This is a genomic window from Shinella sp. NM-101 (assembly GCF_021401195.1).
Lineage (GTDB): Bacteria > Pseudomonadota > Alphaproteobacteria > Rhizobiales > Rhizobiaceae > Shinella.
Map to the genome: position 1 here is coordinate 97286 of NZ_JACBFT010000006.1, position 17287 is coordinate 114572.

The 17287-nt window shown below is 66.6% G+C and carries 17 protein-coding genes; 7 read left to right on the top strand and 10 right to left on the bottom strand.

Features of this window, described 5'->3' with window-relative positions; genetic code table 11:
• Positions 1-64: 64 nt before the first annotated feature.
• Both L0976_RS13485 and L0976_RS13490 read left to right on the top strand, forming a co-directional pair.
• Positions 65-691, top strand: coding sequence for a TetR/AcrR family transcriptional regulator (locus tag L0976_RS13485; RefSeq protein WP_234187857.1), 627 nt, complete (start codon positions 65-67; stop codon positions 689-691).
• A 13-nt stretch (positions 692-704) separates the two neighbouring features.
• On the top strand, positions 705-1097 hold the full coding sequence (locus tag L0976_RS13490) for a nuclear transport factor 2 family protein (protein ID WP_234187859.1): 393 nt from the start codon (positions 705-707) through the stop codon (positions 1095-1097).
• 1 nt (position 1098) lies between these two features.
• On the opposite strand, the gene cueR is transcribed toward L0976_RS13490, so the two are convergent.
• From cueR to L0976_RS13515, 5 genes are all read right to left on the bottom strand, one after another.
• The gene (gene cueR / locus L0976_RS13495; protein ID WP_234188020.1) at positions 1099-1509 is read right to left on the bottom strand and encodes a Cu(I)-responsive transcriptional regulator; all 411 of its coding nucleotides are present in this window, start codon (positions 1507-1509) and stop codon (positions 1099-1101) included.
• On the bottom strand, positions 1509-3977 hold the full coding sequence (locus tag L0976_RS13500; RefSeq protein WP_234187861.1) for a heavy metal translocating P-type ATPase: 2469 nt from the start codon (positions 3975-3977) through the stop codon (positions 1509-1511). The genes cueR and L0976_RS13500 overlap by 1 nt, the downstream gene beginning before the upstream one ends.
• 75 nt (positions 3978-4052) lie before the next feature.
• Positions 4053-4265: a heavy-metal-associated domain-containing protein gene (locus L0976_RS13505; RefSeq protein ID WP_234187863.1), complete on the bottom strand. Its 213-nt coding sequence runs from the start codon at positions 4263-4265 to the stop codon at positions 4053-4055.
• A 76-nt stretch (positions 4266-4341) separates the two neighbouring features.
• Positions 4342-5508, bottom strand: a complete 1167-nt coding sequence (locus L0976_RS13510) for an aminotransferase (RefSeq protein ID WP_234187865.1) — start codon at positions 5506-5508, stop codon at positions 4342-4344.
• A gap of 15 nt (positions 5509-5523) precedes the next feature.
• A complete protein-coding gene (locus L0976_RS13515) occupies positions 5524-6540 on the bottom strand; it encodes a LysR substrate-binding domain-containing protein (RefSeq protein WP_234187867.1) in 1017 nt (338 codons plus the stop codon).
• Positions 6541-6846: 306 nt separating this feature from the next.
• Here L0976_RS13515 and L0976_RS13520 point away from each other — a divergent pair, with 306 nt between their 5' ends.
• The 5 genes from L0976_RS13520 to L0976_RS13540 all read left to right on the top strand — a co-directional run bounded on the left by L0976_RS13520 (position 6847) and on the right by L0976_RS13540 (position 11530).
• Positions 6847-7935, top strand: a complete 1089-nt coding sequence (locus L0976_RS13520; RefSeq protein WP_255695950.1) for a PotD/PotF family extracellular solute-binding protein — start codon at positions 6847-6849, stop codon at positions 7933-7935.
• A gap of 88 nt (positions 7936-8023) precedes the next feature.
• A complete protein-coding gene (locus L0976_RS13525; RefSeq protein ID WP_203315827.1) occupies positions 8024-9058 on the top strand; it encodes an ABC transporter ATP-binding protein in 1035 nt (344 codons plus the stop codon).
• Complete coding sequence (locus tag L0976_RS13530; RefSeq protein ID WP_234187870.1) at positions 9055-9909, top strand: ABC transporter permease; 855 nt, start codon at positions 9055-9057, stop codon at positions 9907-9909. The genes L0976_RS13525 and L0976_RS13530 overlap by 4 nt, the downstream gene beginning before the upstream one ends.
• Positions 9906-10703: an ABC transporter permease gene (locus L0976_RS13535; protein WP_234187871.1), complete on the top strand. Its 798-nt coding sequence runs from the start codon at positions 9906-9908 to the stop codon at positions 10701-10703. Before L0976_RS13530 ends, L0976_RS13535 begins: the two co-directional genes overlap by 4 nt.
• 44 nt (positions 10704-10747) lie before the next feature.
• Entirely contained in the window at positions 10748-11530 is a 783-nt protein-coding gene (locus tag L0976_RS13540; RefSeq protein ID WP_234187873.1) for a carbon-nitrogen hydrolase family protein, read from the top strand.
• Between the two features lie 35 nt (positions 11531-11565).
• On the opposite strand, the gene L0976_RS13545 is transcribed toward L0976_RS13540, so the two are convergent.
• From L0976_RS13545 to L0976_RS13565, 5 genes are all read right to left on the bottom strand, one after another.
• Positions 11566-13236: an amidohydrolase gene (locus tag L0976_RS13545; protein WP_234187875.1), complete on the bottom strand. Its 1671-nt coding sequence runs from the start codon at positions 13234-13236 to the stop codon at positions 11566-11568.
• Between the two features lie 16 nt (positions 13237-13252).
• Entirely contained in the window at positions 13253-14434 is a 1182-nt protein-coding gene (locus L0976_RS13550) for a serine hydrolase (protein WP_234187877.1), read from the bottom strand.
• Positions 14435-14511: 77 nt separating this feature from the next.
• The gene (locus tag L0976_RS13555; protein WP_370643659.1) at positions 14512-15552 is read right to left on the bottom strand and encodes an extracellular solute-binding protein; all 1041 of its coding nucleotides are present in this window, start codon (positions 15550-15552) and stop codon (positions 14512-14514) included.
• A 2-nt stretch (positions 15553-15554) separates the two neighbouring features.
• Positions 15555-16370, bottom strand: coding sequence for an ABC transporter permease (locus tag L0976_RS13560; RefSeq protein ID WP_203315834.1), 816 nt, complete (start codon positions 16368-16370; stop codon positions 15555-15557).
• Entirely contained in the window at positions 16363-17286 is a 924-nt protein-coding gene (locus tag L0976_RS13565; protein WP_203315835.1) for an ABC transporter permease, read from the bottom strand. Before L0976_RS13565 ends, L0976_RS13560 begins: the two co-directional genes overlap by 8 nt.
• Position 17287 lies beyond the last annotated feature (1 nt).

Genomic DNA, 17287 nt, shown 5'->3' on the forward strand with positions numbered 1-17287 from the left:
AAAGATTGAACGAGTTCATTTTTTAAGTCAATCTCATTTTTGAAGAGATTCAGTGGAGGGGCCGATGGCCGGATTGCGGGCGAAACAGAAGGCGGACAAGACGCGCCGCATCCTCGATGCCGCCGCCACGCTGTTCCGCCGCGAGGGCTATGACAGCGCCCGCATCGAGGCCATCGCCGAGATGGCCGAGGTCTCCGTCGGCACGCTCTACAACTACTACCAGAACAAGGGCGACATCCTCGTCGCCACCGTCGCGATGGAGGTGACCGAGGTGCTGGAGGGCGGGGCGCGCATCGTCGCCAACCCGCCGCTTGACGTCGCCGAGGCGCTGCGCACGCTGATCGCGCAATACTACGACCATTCGCTCGTCTATCTCTCCAAGGAGATGTGGCGCGCGGCGATGGCGATCTCCATCCAGCAGCCCGAAACCCCGCTCTCCCGCCGCTATACCGATCTCGACGGCCAGCTTTCCGCCCAGGTGGTGCGGCTCGTCGAGACGTTGCAGGCGCGCGGCGTCGTGCATGCGGGCGTCGATGCTAGGGCCATCGGCGAGGTCTTCTTCAACAATCTCAACATGATGTTCATCGAGTTCTGCAAGGTGGACGCCATGCCGCTCGGAGAGCTGAAGGCGCGCGTCGAGGCGCAGCATGCGCCCATCGCGAGGCTCATCAGCACCGTCAAGATCGTCTGACCCCGGGAAAAGCATGACCGATACGCAAGCCGCCGTCCTCTCCGCCGCCGATGCCCTCGTCGCCGCCTTCGCCCGGCACGACCGCGACGCCTATTTTTCCGCCTTCGCCCCGCAGGCGACCTTCCTCTTCTACAATCTCGACCGCCCGCTGAACGGCCGCGCCGCCTACGAGGCCGAATGGGCGCTGTGGGAGGAACGCGACGGCTTCCGCATCCATGCCTGCCGTTCGACCGACCGCCGCGTCCAGCTCCTCGGCGACGTCGCTGTCTTCACCCACGCCGTCGAGACCGAGCTTTCGATGGGCGGCGAGCGGCTGACGAACAACGAGCGCGAGACCATCGTCTTTTCCCGCGATGCCGCCGGCCGCTGGCTTGCCGTGCACGAGCATCTTTCCGCCGTGGCCTGACCTAGCAGCAGCCCTCTTTGCCGGACCCGCTGGCAAGCTGTTCGAGGATCGGACAGTCCGGCCGGTCGTCGCCATGGCAATGGGCGGAGAGGTGTTCCAGCGTGTGCACCATCTCCTGAAGCAGCGCCATCTTGGCCTTCATCTCGTCGATATGTTCGTTGGCGATGCGCTTGACGTCGGCGGAGGCGCGGGCGCGGTCCTGCCACAGGGTGAGGAGGTCGCGGATCTGGGCGATGGAGAAGCCGAGGTCGCGGGCTCTTCGGATGAAGGAGAGCGTCGAGAGGTCCTTCGGGCCGTAGATGCGGTAGCCGGAGCCGGTGCGGCCGGCCTCGGGGATAAGGCCGATCTGCTCGTAGTGCCGGATCATCTTGGCGGTGACGCCCGTCGCCTCCGCCGCTTCGCCGATATTCATCATGCCGTTTGTCCCTTGGGGCGGAAGCGCTTCAGGCGCAGCGCATTGGTGACCACGAAGACGCTGGAGAGCGCCATGGCGCCCGCTGCCAGCGCGGGGGAAAGCTGGATGCCGAAGGCCGGGTAGAAGAGGCCGGCCGCGAGCGGAATGAGCGCGACATTGTAGCCGAAGGCCCAGAAGAGGTTCTGGCGGATGTTGCGCATGGTTGCCCGCGACAGGGCGATGCCGGTCGCGACCCCACGCATGTCGCCGGCCATCAGCACGACGTCGGCGCTCTCGATGGCGACGTCCGTGCCGGTGCCGATGGCGATGCCGGTATCGGCGGCGGCGAGCGCCGGCGCATCGTTGATGCCGTCGCCGACGAAGGCGACCTTCCTCGCGCCGTCGGACGAGAGCGCGTGCACCGCGGCCACCTTGCCGTCGGGCAGCACCTCCGCCATCACCCTGTCGATGCCGAGCTTTGCCGCAACGGCCTCGGCGGTGCGGCGGTTGTCGCCGGTGATCATGGCGACTTCGATGCCGAGGGCCTTGAGGCTGGCGACCGCCTCCTTCGTCGTCGGCTTCACCGGGTCGGTAACGGCGAAGAGGGCGGCGAGCTTCCCGTCGATGGCGGCATAGAGCGGCGAGGCGCCCTCGGCGGCCAGCCGTTCGGCATCGCCCGCGAAGGGCGCGACGTCGAGGCCGCGCGCCTGCATGAAGCCGACCGAGCCGGCCTCCACCCTTCGGCCGGAGACCTCGGCGGAAATGCCCTGTCCCGATGTGGTGAGGAAGCCGGCGGCGGCCGGAAGGTCGATGCCTTCCGCCACCGCCGCCTCCTGGATGGCACTGGCGATCGGGTGTTCCGAATGCACCTCGGCGGCGGCGACCAGTCCGAGGACGTCGGCGCGGGCAAAGCCTTCCGCCGGCACGATCTCCGTCAGCGTCGGGTGGCCGAGCGTCAGGGTGCCGGTCTTGTCGACGGCGACGATATCGGTGCCCTCAAGCGTCTGAAGCGCGGTGCCCTGGCGGAAGAGCACGCCGAGCTCGGCCGCCCGGCCGGTGCCGGTTATGATGGAGGTGGGCGTCGCAAGGCCCATGGCGCAGGGGCAGGCGATGATCAGCACGGCGACGGCGTTGACCAGCGCATGGGCGAGGACCGGGCTCGGCCCGAGCGCCAGCCAGAGGCCGAACGTCACGAGCGCGACGGCGATGACGGCTGGCACGAACCATTGCGTCACGCGGTCGACCAGCGCCTGGATCGGCAGTTTCGCCGCCTGCGCGTCCTCGACCATGCGGATGATCTGCGAAAGCACGGTATCGGCGCCGACGCGGGTGGCGCGGAAGGTGAGGGAGCCGGTCGTGTTGACCGTGCCGCCCGTCACCATGTCGCCAGCCTTGCGCGCGACCGGCATCGGCTCGCCGGTGATCATGGATTCGTCGACATAGGAGCTGCCGTCCGTCACCTCGCCGTCGACCGGCACCTTCTCGCCCGGCCGCACCAGCACGATGTCGCCGGGCACGACGCTCTCCAGCGGCACGTCCTCGGCCTTGCCGTCGCGCAGCACGCGGGCGGATTTTGCGCGCAGGCCGGCGAGATGGCGGATCGCCTCGCCGGTGCGCCCCTTGGCGCGCGCCTCCAGATAGCGCCCGGCAAGGATGAGCGTCACGATGACGGCGGCCGCCTCGAAATAGACATTGGCCGTGCCGCCGGGCAGGAGGCCGGGCGCGAAGGTTGCGACGGTGGAAAAGCTCCAGGCGGCGAGCGTGCCGATCACGACGAGCGAATTCATGTCCGGCGCCAGCCGCAGGAGGCTCGGAATGCCCTTGCGCAGGAAGCGCAGGCCCGGCCCGGCAAGCACCACCGTCGCTAATACGAACTGGATCACCCGGCTCGTCTGCATGCCGAGCGTTTCATGGATATAATGGCCGAATGAGGGAAAGGCGTGCGCGCCCATCCCCATGACGAAGAGCGGCGCGGTGAGCACGGCGGCGATGATGAGATCGCGCCGCAGGGTCTTCGCCTCGGCCGCGCGCCGGTCTTCTTCGGGCGCGGCGGTCGTCTCGCGGATGGCCTTGTAGCCGGTCTTTTCCACGGCGGCGGCGAGCTGCTCGAAGGAGGTCGCACCCTTGAGGAAACGCACGCGGGCGCGTTCCTGCGCAAGGTTTGCGGTGGCGTCCAGCACGCCGGGAACGGCCTTCAGCGCCTTCTCGACGCGGCCGATGCAGGAGGCGCAGGTCATGCCCTCGACGGGGAATTCCAGCACCTCCTCCGCAACGCCGTAGCCGGCCTTGCGCACGGCCTCGGCGACGGCGGCGGCATCGGGCGTGCCGGCGAAGGTCACATCCGCCTTTTCCGTCGCGAGGTTGACGGCGGCGCCGGCAACGCCCGGCACCTTTTCGATGGCCTTCTCCACCCGCCGCACGCAGGACGCGCAGGTCATGTCGGAAATGGAAAGCTTGATGGTCTGCCGGTCGGTCTCGGTGAGCATGGTGCACCTTTCATCCTAAGTCGGATAGATCGTGCACCTTCCCATCATGTCAAGGTCAAGCGCCTTTTTGACGCATCAGGCATCGACCGGCGAATAGCCCTCGGCCGCGATGACGGAAGCGACGGCCGCGCGGTCGCCGGCATTCTCGACGGAGACGCGCTTTGCAGCAAGATCGACGTCGACCCTGGCGGCAGGGTAGGCGGCCAGCACCGCGCCGGTGATCGTCCTGGCGCAATGCCCGCAGGTCATGTCTTCAACGGTGAAGGCGAGGGTCTTGTCGTCGCTCATGGGCAATCTCCTGATGTTTGCGCCATGCTGAACCCTTCCCCCGTGGGAAGGTCAAGGCCGATTTCACCGAACCGCCTCAACGAAAACTCGCGAGGCGCTCCTCTATTCGCGAAATGGTCTCGACATCCGCATTGGCGAAGGCGAAGCGCAGGTAGCCCTCCTGCCGCTCGCCGAAATAGCTGCCCGGCAGGCAGAGGATGCCGGCCTCCTTGGCGAGCCTTTCCGCGACGCGCGCGGAGGGCGTGCCCTCGAACGGATGGCCGATGAAGGCGAAATACGCCCCGACGGCGCCGACGCGCCAGGCCGGAACGCCCGCCATGGTCGCCCGCAGCGCCTCGACGCGCCGGGCGATCTCGCGGCGGTTCTCCTCGCGCCAGTCGGCCAGCAGCGGCAGGGCCGTGGCGACGGCGGCCTGGGCGGAGCGGGGCGGGCAGATCTGGAGATTGTCCATGATCTTCGCGACCTGCTCCACCACGGTGGGGCCGGCGGTGATCGCGCCGAGGCGATGGCCGGGAATGCAGAAGGATTTCGAGAAGCTGTAGAGGCCGATCAGCGTCTCCTCCCAGCCCTCGCGGGAGAAGAGGTCGTGCGCCCGGCCGGCGCCGACGGGCAGGAAATCGCGATAGGTCTCGTCGAGGACCAGCCAGATCCCGCGCGCCACGCAGAGGTCGTAGATCGCCGCGATCAGCTCCGGCGGATAGACCGCGCCCGTCGGGTTGTTCGGCGAGACGAGTGCGATGGCCCTGACATCCGGCGTGATGGCGGCGGCAAGCGTCTCGACGTCGGGCAGGAAGCCGTTCGCCGGGTCGCAGGGCGCAAAACGCGTCCTCACGCCGAGCATGGCGAGTGTGGTCTCCTGGTTGAAGTAGTAGGGATCGGTCATCAGCACGGCGTCGCCCGCCCCGGCAACCGCCATGGCGGCGCAGATGAAGGCCTGGTTGCAGCCGGCGGTGACATGGACATTGCCGGCGGCAAGAGGCGTGCCGTAGGTCTCGGACAGATGCGCGGCATAGGCCTTGCGCAGGCTGTCCTCGCCCTCGATGGGGCCGTAGCCGGTATAGGTGCGCGAGGCGGCGTTCTCGCCGAGCAGGCGCAGCATCTCGGGATGCGGCGGATAGCCGGGCACGGCCTGCGACAGGTCGATCATCGGTCCGCTGCGGCCATCATAGGCGGAGGCCCAGGCGAAGACCGAGGGGATCGGCGGGGCGGAAAGGTTTGCGACGAGCGGGTTGAAACGGGGCATGGTCTTCTCTGGCGGTCAGGCGCGGGTCTTGCGCGGTTGGCTTGAAGCGGGCCGGCGCGAGGCCGGGGCCGAAAGGGGGCGGTGGGCATCGGCCGCCCGGCCGCCGCGCCCGCGCAGCAGCATGCGGGCGGAAGCCTGCGGTTCTGGTAGGGTCTCCTCTAGCGAGGCGAAGAGCCAGTCGATGAAGACCTTGACGATGGGTGTCTGGCGCGCGGCGTGCCGGCAGGCGACGTGGAAGGCGTGGTTGGCCGGCACCGTCAGGTCGAAGGGCACGACCAGTTCGCCGCGTGCGATCAGGTTGCTGGCGGTGATCGTGTCGCCAAGAGCGATGCCCTGTCCGTGTAGCGCGGCCTCGGTGGAAAGGCGCGCATCGCTCATGAAATGCTGGCGGCCGGGCGCCATGCCGATCGCGTCGGCGGCGGAAAGCCAGGTGTTCCACTCGCTGCCGTCGTCGCCGTGGAATAGCGTGTGGTCCGCAAGGTCGCGCAGCGAGCGCAGCGGCCGGCTGTTGAGCAGCGTGGGGCTGGCGACCGGGAAGAGCGAGAGGTGCGACCAGAGCCTCGTCCAGCAGTCCGGCCAGTTGCCGTCGCCGTAGAGGACGCAGACGTCCGTATCGAGCGAGCGCAGGTTCTCCGGGTCGTTGGAGGCGATCAGCGTGACGCGCACGCCGGGATAATGCTCGGTGAAGCTGCCAAGGCGCGGGATCAGCCAGAGCGACAGAAGCGCCGGAACGCAGGTGACGGTGATTTCGCCGCGGGTTTCCGGCTGCTTCATCAGCGCGGTCGCCGCCGCGATCTCGCCGAAGGCATTGGTGACGGCCGGCAGCAGCAGCGCGCCCTGCGGCGTCAGCTTCAACCGCTTGCCGCCGCGCTCGAACAGCGCGGTGCCGAGCGCCTGCTCCAGGGCACGGATCTGGTGGCTGATCGCCCCGTGCGTGACGTTCAACTCACGCGCCGCGGCGGAGACGGAGCCCCGGCGGACGGTGGCCTCGAAGGCGCGAAGGGGATTGAGCGGGGGCAGGCGCGAAGCCATGAAACGGAAACCTGGGGCGTGAGTTTTTCTCACGGCAAACGCTATAACAATGACAATTGCTTTTCCAAGCGTTTTATAACGATACTGTGAAAAACGAGGGCGAAGCCCTGGGGAACGATCGGGAGGCTCCGGCCCGTCAGCAATGCGCTGCGATGCACCGCGCGGGCCCGCTGCAGGTTTCTTCGCGAAAATCCGACCCCGACGGCTTTCGGCCCTTCCGTGGCGCCGACGGCCTGACATAGAATGACGACAACGGGAACACTCCCGGCCGGATCCACCGGCCGGCCTCAAAGGAGAAAGACGACCATGCGTGACATCCTCAAGACCAATGTCAGCCGCCGCGCCGTGCTGGGTGCGGGCGTTGCCGGCGCCTCGCTGCTCGCCATGCCGGCAGTCATGCGCGCGCAGGACAAGTCGCTGAAGGTCGGCGTCTACGGCGGCTACTTCAAGGATTCCTTCGACAAGAACATCTTCGCGGACTTCACCAAGGAAACGGGCATCGCCGTGGAATCGGTCGCCGAGCCGACCGGCGAGGCCTGGCTCGTCCAGCTCGAACAGGCCGCCCGCGCCGGCCAGGCCCCGGCCGACGTCTCGATGATGTCGCAGGTCGCCATGCTCAAGGGCCAGTCGACGGAGCTCTGGGCGCCGCTCGACGTGTCGAAGATCCCGAACGCGTCGAACCTCATCGACCATTTCGTCAACAAGTATCCGGACGGCCGCGTCGCCGGCATCGGGGCCGTCGCCTGGTACATCACGCTCGTCACCAACACCAATGTCTATCCCGAGCCGCCGACATCCTGGGCCGCGCTCTGGGATCCGGCGAACGCCGACAAGCTCGGCCTGCTGGCGCTCGTCTCCAACTCCTTCCTGCTGGAAGTGACGGCCAAGACCCATTTCGGCGGCACGAACGCGCTCGATACCGAGGAAGGTCTCCTCAAGGCCTTCGAGAAGCTCGCCGAGGTGAAGCCGAACGTCCGCCTCTGGTATCGCGACGAGGCGCAGTTCGAGCAGTCGCTGAAGTCCGGCGAAATCCCGATGGGCCAGTACTACCACGACGTGACGGGTCTTGCCGCCAAGGACGGCCAGCCGGTCCGCTCCACCTTCCCGAAGGAAGGCGGCATCATGGATTCGGGCTGCTGGGCGCTGTCGCGCGCTTCGAGCAAGGTGGAGGAGGCGCACACCTTCATCAACTACATGAGCCAGCCGTCGATCCAGGCGCTGCTGTCGCGCAAGGTCGGCACCGCGCCGACCGTCAAGCGCGACCTGCTCGACCTGACGGCCGAGGAGTTCGCCGCCGTCTCCTCCGACATCGAGCCGATCATCCCGCGCTACGATCTCTACACCTCGAAGGCCGACTGGCTGAACCAGAAGTGGACGGAAATGATCGCGGGCTGATAAGAGCCTTCCGATAGAAATCCCGCTCGGCCGCCGGTATGGGATATGCCAGCGGCCGAGCGCCAGAAACGCGCCGAGCGGAGAACCAATGTCCGGACTGACCCTCCAGAACGTCACCAAGCAATTCGGCACGTTTACGGCTGTCAGGAACGTGCAGCTCACGGTGCCGCACGGCACCTTCGTCTGCCTGCTCGGCCCCTCCGGCTGCGGCAAGACCACGCTGATGCGCATGGTCGCCGGCCTCGACCTGCCGACGAGCGGCGAGATCCGGCTCGACGACAAGGACATCACCCATGTCCCGACGCACAAGCGCGACCTCGGCATGGTCTTCCAGTCGCTGGCGCTCTTCCCGCATCTGACGGTCGGCGAGAACATCGCCTATTCGCTGCGCATCCGTGGCATCGGCAAGGAGGAGCAGAAGAAGCGCGTCGACGAACTGCTCTCGATGATCCATCTCATGGGCTACGCCGACCGCCCCGTCGCGAAGCTCTCCGGCGGCCAGCGCCAGCGCGTCGCCATTGCCCGTGCGCTCGCCATCTCGCCGAAGCTCTTCCTGCTCGACGAGCCGCTTTCGGCGCTCGACGCCAAGCTGCGCGAGGCCATGCAGGTGGAATTGCGCCAGCTCCAGCAGCGCCTCGGCATCACCACCATCGTCGTCACCCACGACCAGCGCGAGGCGATGACCATGGCCGACACCGTGGTCGTGATGAACGGCGGCGAGATCCGCCAGGCCGCCCCGCCGGTCGAGATCTACCGCCGCCCGGCCGATACCTTCGTCGCCGACTTCATCGGGATGACGAACCTCATCGATTTTTCCGCGGACGCCTCCGGTGCCTCGGTTCTCGGCAGCCCCGTCACCGGCCTTGCCATTCCGCCCGGCCTCAAGGCCGGCGTCCTCTCGGTGCGCCCGGAGGACGTACACCTCGCGGCGCCCGGAAACGGCGCGATCACCGGAAAGGTCACGTTCATTCGCGATCTCGGCGGCACGATCGAGACCTTCGTGGAGGCCGGCGGCAGGCAGATCGTCGCCGTTTCCATGCCGAATGCGCGGCCGGACGTTTCCGTCGGGCAGGAGGTCGGCCTCAAGCTGAACCCCGCAGACTGCGTGGTGCTGAAGTCATGAGGCGCGAAGCCCCGCAGAAGCTTTCCGATTACGGCCCGCTGGTCTTTCCGGCGGGCATGCTGATCGTCTTCTTCGTCGTGCCCTTCGCGACGATGATCGCCGTCTCCTTCTTCAAGCGCGATCCGGCCGGCTTCTATTCGGCCGATTTCGTCTTCGACAATTACGCCCGCTTCCTCAGCCTGTTCTTCGGCAAGGTGCTCGGCTTCTCGCTGTTCCTGGCGATCGCCGTCGCCATCTGCTGCGTCGTTCTCGCCGTACCTTTCACCTATCTCCTCTCGCGCGCCGGGCGGCGCGCGCAGGTGCTCTGGCTGGTGGCGCTGCTCTCGGTGCTGTCGCTGTCGGAGGTCATCATCGGCTTTGCCTGGTCGACGCTCTTCTCGCGCACCGCCGGCATCACCAACATCCTCGTCGCGCTCGGCATCCTGAAGGAGGCGGTGGCGCTGAACCCGAGCTTCGGCGCGGTGCTGACCGCCATGGTCTACCAGGCGCTGCCCTATACGGTGCTGGTGCTCTATCCCGCCCTCGTGCGGCTCGACCCGACGCTGACGGAGGCCGCGCGTACGCTCGGCGCCTCGCCCGTCAAGGCGTTCTTCACCGTCGTCGTGCCGGCGCTGCGCAACACCATCGTCGCGACCTTGATCATGGTCTTCATCTTCGCGCTCGGCTCCTACCTGCTGCCGCAAATCCTCGGCCGGCCGCAGCACTGGACGCTCTCGGTGCTCATCACCGACCAGGCGATCTACCAGTCGAACATGCCCTTCGCCGCCGCCATGGCCGTCTTCCTCGTGCTCGTCACGCTCGGCCTCGTCGCGCTAACCGTCTATGCCGGCCGCAAGGGGGAAGCCGCATGAACACGCTGCTGCAACGGCTCTATTTCGGCCTGATCGGCCTGTTTCTGGCGCTGCCGATCATCGTCGTCGCCGGCGTCTCGGTGAACGAGAAGCAGACGCTCGCCTTCCCGCCGCAGGGCTTTTCGCTCGGCTGGTACGGCGAGATCTTCGCCAATGTCGAATGGCGCAACGCCCTTTTCGCCTCCATCACGCTCGCCGCGCTTTCCGCCGCCGTGGCGCTGATGATCGCGCTGCCGCTCGCCTGGTTCCTCTGGCGGCGCGATGCGCCCTGGGCGAACATCTTCCAGCTGCTCGGCATCGCGCCCTTCACGCTGCCGCCGGTCATCACCGCGCTTGGCCTCCTCACCTTCTGGGCGACGACGGGCTTCTACGGCCAGCCGGCGACGGCCGTGATCAGCCATGCCATCTTCTTCGTGACGCTGCCGCTGGTGACGCTCTCGCTCGGCTTCTCCTCCATCGACCGCTCGCTGGTGGAGGCGGCCGCGACGATGGGGGCGGACGACCGCACGATCTTCCGCACGGTGGTCCTGCCGCTGATCCTGCCCTATCTCGTCTCCGGCTATGCCTTCGCCTTCGTCCTGTCGCTCAACGAATATATCGTGGCCTACATGACGATCGGCTTCACGATGGAGACGCTGCCAATCAAGATCTTCAACGCGCTGCGTTACGGCTATACGCCGACGATGGCCTCGGTCACGATCCTCTTCGTGGCGATCGCCGCCGTCATCTTCGGCCTCGTCGCGCGCTTCGGCGACCTGCCGAAGCTGCTCGGCGCCATGTCGTCGCGGGATTGAGAGCGCTCCGGTCTGCGGAGCCGCAAGGGAGAACAGGAAGAGACATGCGGATCGCTGCCCTTCAGATGCATGCAATCGCCGGCGACGGCGAGGCCAATCTCCAGCGCATCGCCGCCGCGGCCGTCGATGCGGCATCGGCTGGCGCAAAGCTGCTGATCGTTCCGGAACTGGCCGTCACCGGTTACGGCGCCGGCGAGGATGCCCTGACGAGGCTCGCCTCGCCCGCGACCGGCGACGTGCCGGCGCGCCTCAGCGCCATCGCCAAGGACAACAAGCTCGCCGTCGTCGCGGGGTTCGCCGAGCAGGAAGGCACGCTGATATACAACAGCGCGCTCTTCACCGACGGCATCGGCACGAACGCGGTCTATCGCAAGTCCCATCTTTATGGCGACTACGAGCGGAATGTCTTCCGGCCCGGCGTTCCCGCCTCCGTCCTGGTGGAACTGGGCGGCATCCGGCTCGGCATGCTGATCTGCTACGATGTCGAGTTCCCGGAAAACGTCCGGCGCCTCGCACTGGCCGGCGCCGATCTCGTCGTTGTTCCGACCGCGCTGCCGAAGGGGTCTTCCGGCACCTTCATCGCCAGCCACATGATCCAGGTCCGCGCCTTCGAGAACCAGGTCTTCGTCGCCTATGTCGACCATTGCGGCGCCGACGACCGTTTCACCTATGCCGGCTTCTCGCGCATCGCGGCGCCCGACGGCATGCTGCTCGCCGAGGCGCCCGCGGAGGGCGAGACCCTGCTCTTCGCGGAAATCCGGCCGGAGGACTACGCGAAATCGCGGACGGAAAACACCTATCTCGCCGATCTCGGCCGCCCGGCCTGACCACCCCCCGCCGCGCGTCGCGGCGGCGGGTGGCGTCATGCCTGGTAGGTGATCCGGCCGTCGCAGATCGTGGTCACGGGGCGGATCTGCGCAAGGTTCGCGACGTCGGCCGCTTCCACATCCGCCGACAGCACGACGATGTCGGCGAGGTAGCCGGGTTTCAGCACGCCCTTGCGGCCCTCCATGAACTCGACCCAGGCGCTGGTCCGCGTATAGGCGGCCAGCGTTTCGTGCAGCGACAGCCGTTCGTCCTTCATGCCGTCCTTCCAGACGGTGCGCGTCATGGCGCACTGGATGCAATGCATCGGATCGAGCGGGGAGACCGGCCAGTCGGTGGCGAAGACGATCGGTGCGCCGGCATCCACCAGCGTGCGCCAGGCGAATGCGTAGGGCCAGCGGCTTTCGCCGATATAGGAGAGGTAGGGCTCCAGCGGCAGGCCGGCGCTGCCGGGCGGATGGGTCGGCTGCATGGAGGCGATGGTGCCGAGCGCCTTGAAGCGCGGGATGTCGTCGGGATGCACGACCTCGATATGCTCGACGCGGTTGCGGCTGTCGCGCGTGCCGTTGGCCCTGATGGCCGCCTCGTAGCCGTTCAGCACCATGCGCACCGCGCCGTCGCCGATGGCGTGCACGGCGACCGGCAGGCCGAGACGGTCGGCGGCGATGGCGATCTCGTCGAAATGGGCCTGCGAGAACAGCGGCTCGCCCTTCCAGCCGGGCTGGTGGCTGTAGTCGTCGACGAAGACGGCGGTGCCCGATTCCGTCACGCCGTCCATGAAGAGCTTGACGAAATCCGAGCGCAGGCGGTCGGTGTCGAAGCGTTCGCGCCAGGCGGCAGCCTTGGTCTGAAGGTCCGAGAGCGGCATGAAGTTCTTCATGTGGAAGGGCATGCGCACGCGCACGGGAAGGCCTGTCGTCTTCTCGATCTCGTCCAGCATTTCGAGCTGGTAGAGGCTGCCGTCCATGTTCTGCAGCGAGGTGATGCCGAGCGAGGCGACATAGGCGAGACCCTCCTTGAGGATATCGATGTCGCCGGCGCGCTCCTCCGCCGTCACATGGTCCGGATCGCCGCCGGTGCCGACGCCGAGCATCTCGCGCCCGCCCGTCTCGCCGAGCGCGGAGACGGGGCGGATGGCGTTGCTCTCGCGCAGTTCCCCGGTGGCAAGGCCGTCCTCGCCCATGACGATCTCGTTGCCGACGCCGACATCGCGGCCTTCCAGGATGCCGCCCATCTCAAGCGCAAGCGTGTTGGCCCAGGCGGTGTGATGGTCGGGCGCGAAGATCAGCACTGCGCGATCCGGCAGGATGCGGTCGAGGTGATGGCGCGTCACACGCTCGTCGTCGGAGAGGATCGTGTAGTCGGCGTGCTGGGCGATCAGCAGCCGGCGTTCGGGATATTGCGCCGCATAGTCCTGCAAGGCCGTTTCCAGCGCACTGAAGCCCTTGAGACCCATCAGCGAGAGCTCGCGCAGTTCGGCCGAGCCGCCGAAGATGTGCATGTGCGCCTCGTTGAAGCCGGGCAGGACAGTGCCGCCCCTCGCGTCGATGACATGGGTGTCAGGGCCTGAATAGGCGTCGATCTGTGCCTCGGAACCGACCGCCAGGATGCGGTTGCCGGCGATGGCGACCGCGCTGGCGCGCGGGTTCGCCTCGTCCATCGTCAGCACCCGCGCGTTGCGGATGATGAAGCTCGCTTCGGTCTGCATGTGCGTTTCCCCGCTTTCAGATCGCCCGGCGGCAGAGCGCGCGGAAGAAGGTGAACATGTCCTGGTTCTCCTCGTCGCCCAGCGGCTCGGGCTGGGAGGAGAGCTTGGCGATGACGGTCTCGGTGCTTGGGTCCACATAGAGCCACTGGCCGTGGATGCCGATGGCGCAGAACGCGCCGTCGGCTTCGCCCGACTGGTACCACTGGCTGCGATAGCGCCCGTTCGGCAGGTCGACATTGCGGCCCAGCTGCCAGGCCTCCCGGTCGCCGTTCTCCTGCATGTCGCGGATCCAGCCTTCCGGAACGATCTGCCGGCCATTGCGCACACCGTGGTTGCGCAGGAGCTCGCCAAGGCGGGCAAGGTCGCGGGCGGTCACGGAAACGCCGCCGGCGGTGCGCGGCGTGCCGATGGCGTCCACCGTGATGTCGGCATTGCTCCTGGCACCCATCGGCTTCCAGAGGAGGTCGGAGGCAAGGTCCGCGAGGCGGGCACCCGTCACGCGCTCGATGACGACGCCGATGAGGTCGGCGTTCGGCGAGGCGTAATAGAACGGCCCGCCATGCGGCCGCTCGGCCTTCTTCAGGGTCAGGAGGAAGGAGGCGAGCGTCTCGGGCTCGGCGTCCTTCATCGGCGGGTTCCACAGCATGGCGCGGCGATAGCGCGCGAAAGCACCGTGGGGGTCGAGATAGGCTTCCTCGAAATCGAGGCTGACGCGCATGTCCAGCACGTCGCGGTAGGTGCAGTCGCCATAGACGCTGCCCTTCGCCTCAGGGAGGTAGCCGGTAACGGGCCGGTCGGGATCGACCAGGCCTTCCGCCTCCAGGATGCCGGAGATGACAGCGGTCAGCGACTTGGAGATGGAGAAGACGAGATGCGGCGCGTTCGGATCGGCATGCGGGGCATAGTATTCCGCCGCGATCTCGCCCCGCCGCATCAGCACGAAGGCGTCGGTGTGGGCGAATTCGAGGAAGGCGCGGGCGTTCGGCGCGCCGGCAAGGCCGGTCTCCATCGCCGCGTCGAGGAAGGCGTCGCTGGCAAGCGGCGCCTCCGCCGCCGGGGCTTCTGCGGCGATCACCGCCGTCGGCACGAGGTCGCGCACGTTCTGGAAGGTCCAGCGGCTGTAGGGGGCGGTGCGCCAGTTGGCGAGGGTGACGTCGGCGCGGGCAAAGCCGTGCCTGTCCTTGAAGGTCCTGATCATGAAAAATCCAGCCGAAGCGCGGGAAGGCGCATGGCCTTCCCGCGTCGGGCTGTCCTCGTATTACGCGGCCATGCCGCTTACTTCTGCAGTTCGGTCCAGATCTTGGTGTAGAGCTGCTGCACCTCCGGCTCGCAGCTCGCGAGGAATTCGCCCGCCGACTGGAATTCCGCCGGAACGACCAGCTCGGGCGCCGACTGCATTTCGGCCGGCAGGAACTTTTCCGAGCCCTTGATGCCGTTGGCATATTTGGCGAAGGCCGAGATCAGCGCGGCGTTTTCCGGGTCCATGATGAAGTTCATGAACAGCTTGGCATTCTCGGTGTTCTTGGCGTCCTTCAGGATCGCGACGCTGTCCATGAAGTAGGGGAAGCCTTCCTTCGGATAGCCGAACTTGATGTCGGGGTTCTTCAGGCGCGAGCGCATGATGGCGCCGTTCCAGTAATAGACCCCGGCATAGTCGCCGGCCGGCAGCTTCTCCGTCACGCTGTAGTCCATGGCGAGCCACTTCGACTTCGCCTCGACCAGCTTGTCGCGGACCTTGCGCAGCACCTCCTTGTCCATGGTGCACCATTCGCCGCCGAAATACTTGATCGTGGCGAAGAGGACGTCGTTCATTTCCGGCGCGACGTTGATCTTGCCGACGAGTTCTTCCGGCGGATCGAGGAAGATGGCGGAGGTGTTGATGTCGCCCTTGTAGACCGAGCTGTTGACGCCGATGCCCGTCAGGCCCCACTGCCACGGAACGGTATAGTGGCGGCCCGGATCCCAGGGAACGTCGACCCAGCGCTCGTCGACATTCTTGAAATTCTCCATCTGGTCGGGGCGGGCTTCCTGCAGGAGGCCTTCCTTGACCCAGATCTGGACGTAGTTGGCAGAGGGCACGACGATGTCGAAGCCGTGGCCGCCGGCGCGGACCTTGGCGAGGGCGGTGTCGTTGGAATCGTAGTCGGTGACGGTCACCTTGACGTCGAACTTCTGTTCGAACTTCTTGACGAGCTCGGGGTTGGTATAGTCACCCCAGTTGAAGATGTTGAGCTCGCCGGCGGCCGATGCGGCGTTCGCGAATGCCAGCGCGGCGATCGCCGTCGTGGCCGTCGTTATCATCCATTTCGTTTTCATTCTCAGTTCCTCTCTGTGGCCTGTTTTCTGTTGATGAAGAAGAAGATCACGACGAGCGCGGTCGAAAGCGCAAGGAAGACCGTGGCGATGGCGTTGATCTCGGGCGAGGTCTCGCGCCGGAGCTGCCCGAGCATGTAGGTCGGCAGGGTGTCCTGCCCGCCGGACTTCACGAATTCCGTGATGACGACGTCATCGAGCGAAATGACGAAGGCGAGCATGAAGCCGGCGATGACAGCCGGGCGCAGCAGCGGCAGCGTCACATGGCGGAACGTCATCCAGGGCGTGGCGTAGAGGTCGGCGGCCGCCCGCTCCAGCGTCAGGTCCATGCTTTCGAGGCGGGCGCGGATCGGCAGATACGCGAAGGGGATGCAGAAGGCGGTGTGGGCGGCGATCAGGTAGCCGAGGCCGGAATAGCCGGTCCAGACCTTGATCCGCGAGAAGACGATCAGGAGCGCCACGGCCGTCACGATTTCCGGCACCATCAGCGGCTGGTTGATGAGCGCATATTTGAAGGTGAGGCCGCGATAGGGCTCGGTGCGCGTCGTCGCGAGCGCCGCCATCGTGGCCGCGACCGTTGCCAGGAACGCGGCCCATATCGCGATGATCAGCGAGCGCATCGCCGCATCCTGGACGGCCGCGTTCTGCCAGGCCGTGACGAACCAGCGCGTCGAGAAGCCGTCCCACCGCGAGAGCGAATCGGCGCCGTTGAAGGAATAGATGACCAGCGCGCCGATCGGCAGGTAGAGCGCGAAGAAGGTGAAGAGGGTGACGAGCCCGAAGCCGGGCTGGGCGCGGACGTCGAAGCGCGATCTAAGCATGGCCGGCGCCTCCCCGCGAGGCGTTGCGCACATAGACGATCAGCGCCACCATCACCAGCGCCATCAGCGTGATCGACATCGCGGCCCCGAGCGGCCAGTTGCGGCCCGACCCGAACTGCATCTCGATGAGGTTGCCGAGCATCATGTTCTTGCCCCCGCCGAGGACGCGCGGAATGACATAGGCGCCGAGCGAGGGGATGAAGACGAGGATCGAGCCGGCGACGAGGCCGGGCTTGACCAGCGGGATGACGATGCGCCGCAGAACCTGGAAGCGCGTCGCATAAAGGTCGTACCCGGCCTCCACCAGGCGGAAATCCAGCTTTTCGATCGAGGCATAGAGCGGCAGCACCATGAGCGGCAGATAGACATAGGTCATGCCGAGGAGGTTGGCGGTGTCGGTATACATGATCTGCAAGGGGCTTTTTATCACGCCGAGCCAGATCAACGCGTTGTTGAGCAGGCCCTCGTTGCGGATGACCTGCTGCATCGCGAAGGTGCGGATGAGCAGATTGGTCCAGAACGGGATCGTGACCAGGAAGACCCAGATCTCGCGGGTATGCGGCGGGCGGGTCGCGATGAAATAGGCGGTCGGAAAGCCGAGAAGAAGCGTAAGAAGGGTCGTGAAGAACGAAAGCTGGATCGAGCGCCAGATGATCGACAGGTGCGCATCGGCAAAGCCCAGCGTGTCGTCGAATATGTCGCGCTGGAAGAACACCGAGGTCCAGCCGTCCAGCGAGAATTCCCCGAACCGCACGTCGCCATAGTCGCCCTTCGCCATGAAGGAATAGAGCAGCATGACGAAAAGCGGCCCGACCGCCGCGAAGAAGATGATGGCAAGGGCCGGCGTGCTCAGCAGCCAGCGGGAGCGTATGTCCTTTTTCCGCGCCGCCAGGGCGGCCTGCTGGGCGCCGTTCATC

Coding starts and splice junctions, on each gene's coding strand:
- L0976_RS13485 (WP_234187857.1), top strand. CDS start 65: ATGGCCGGATTGCGGGCGAAACAGAAGGCGGACAAGACGCGCCGCATC.
- L0976_RS13490 (WP_234187859.1), top strand. CDS start 705: ATGACCGATACGCAAGCCGCCGTCCTCTCCGCCGCCGATGCCCTCGTC.
- cueR (WP_234188020.1), bottom strand. CDS start 1,509: ATGAATATCGGCGAAGCGGCGGAGGCGACGGGCGTCACCGCCAAGATG.
- L0976_RS13500 (WP_234187861.1), bottom strand. CDS start 3,977: ATGCTCACCGAGACCGACCGGCAGACCATCAAGCTTTCCATTTCCGAC.
- L0976_RS13505 (WP_234187863.1), bottom strand. CDS start 4,265: ATGAGCGACGACAAGACCCTCGCCTTCACCGTTGAAGACATGACCTGC.
- L0976_RS13510 (WP_234187865.1), bottom strand. CDS start 5,508: ATGCCCCGTTTCAACCCGCTCGTCGCAAACCTTTCCGCCCCGCCGATC.
- L0976_RS13515 (WP_234187867.1), bottom strand. CDS start 6,540: ATGGCTTCGCGCCTGCCCCCGCTCAATCCCCTTCGCGCCTTCGAGGCC.
- L0976_RS13520 (WP_255695950.1), top strand. CDS start 6,847: ATGCGTGACATCCTCAAGACCAATGTCAGCCGCCGCGCCGTGCTGGGT.
- L0976_RS13525 (WP_203315827.1), top strand. CDS start 8,024: ATGTCCGGACTGACCCTCCAGAACGTCACCAAGCAATTCGGCACGTTT.
- L0976_RS13530 (WP_234187870.1), top strand. CDS start 9,055: ATGAGGCGCGAAGCCCCGCAGAAGCTTTCCGATTACGGCCCGCTGGTC.
- L0976_RS13535 (WP_234187871.1), top strand. CDS start 9,906: ATGAACACGCTGCTGCAACGGCTCTATTTCGGCCTGATCGGCCTGTTT.
- L0976_RS13540 (WP_234187873.1), top strand. CDS start 10,748: ATGCGGATCGCTGCCCTTCAGATGCATGCAATCGCCGGCGACGGCGAG.
- L0976_RS13545 (WP_234187875.1), bottom strand. CDS start 13,236: ATGCAGACCGAAGCGAGCTTCATCATCCGCAACGCGCGGGTGCTGACG.
- L0976_RS13550 (WP_234187877.1), bottom strand. CDS start 14,434: ATGATCAGGACCTTCAAGGACAGGCACGGCTTTGCCCGCGCCGACGTC.
- L0976_RS13555 (WP_370643659.1), bottom strand. CDS start 15,552: ATGAAAACGAAATGGATGATAACGACGGCCACGACGGCGATCGCCGCG.
- L0976_RS13560 (WP_203315834.1), bottom strand. CDS start 16,370: ATGCTTAGATCGCGCTTCGACGTCCGCGCCCAGCCCGGCTTCGGGCTC.
- L0976_RS13565 (WP_203315835.1), bottom strand. CDS start 17,286: ATGAACGGCGCCCAGCAGGCCGCCCTGGCGGCGCGGAAAAAGGACATA.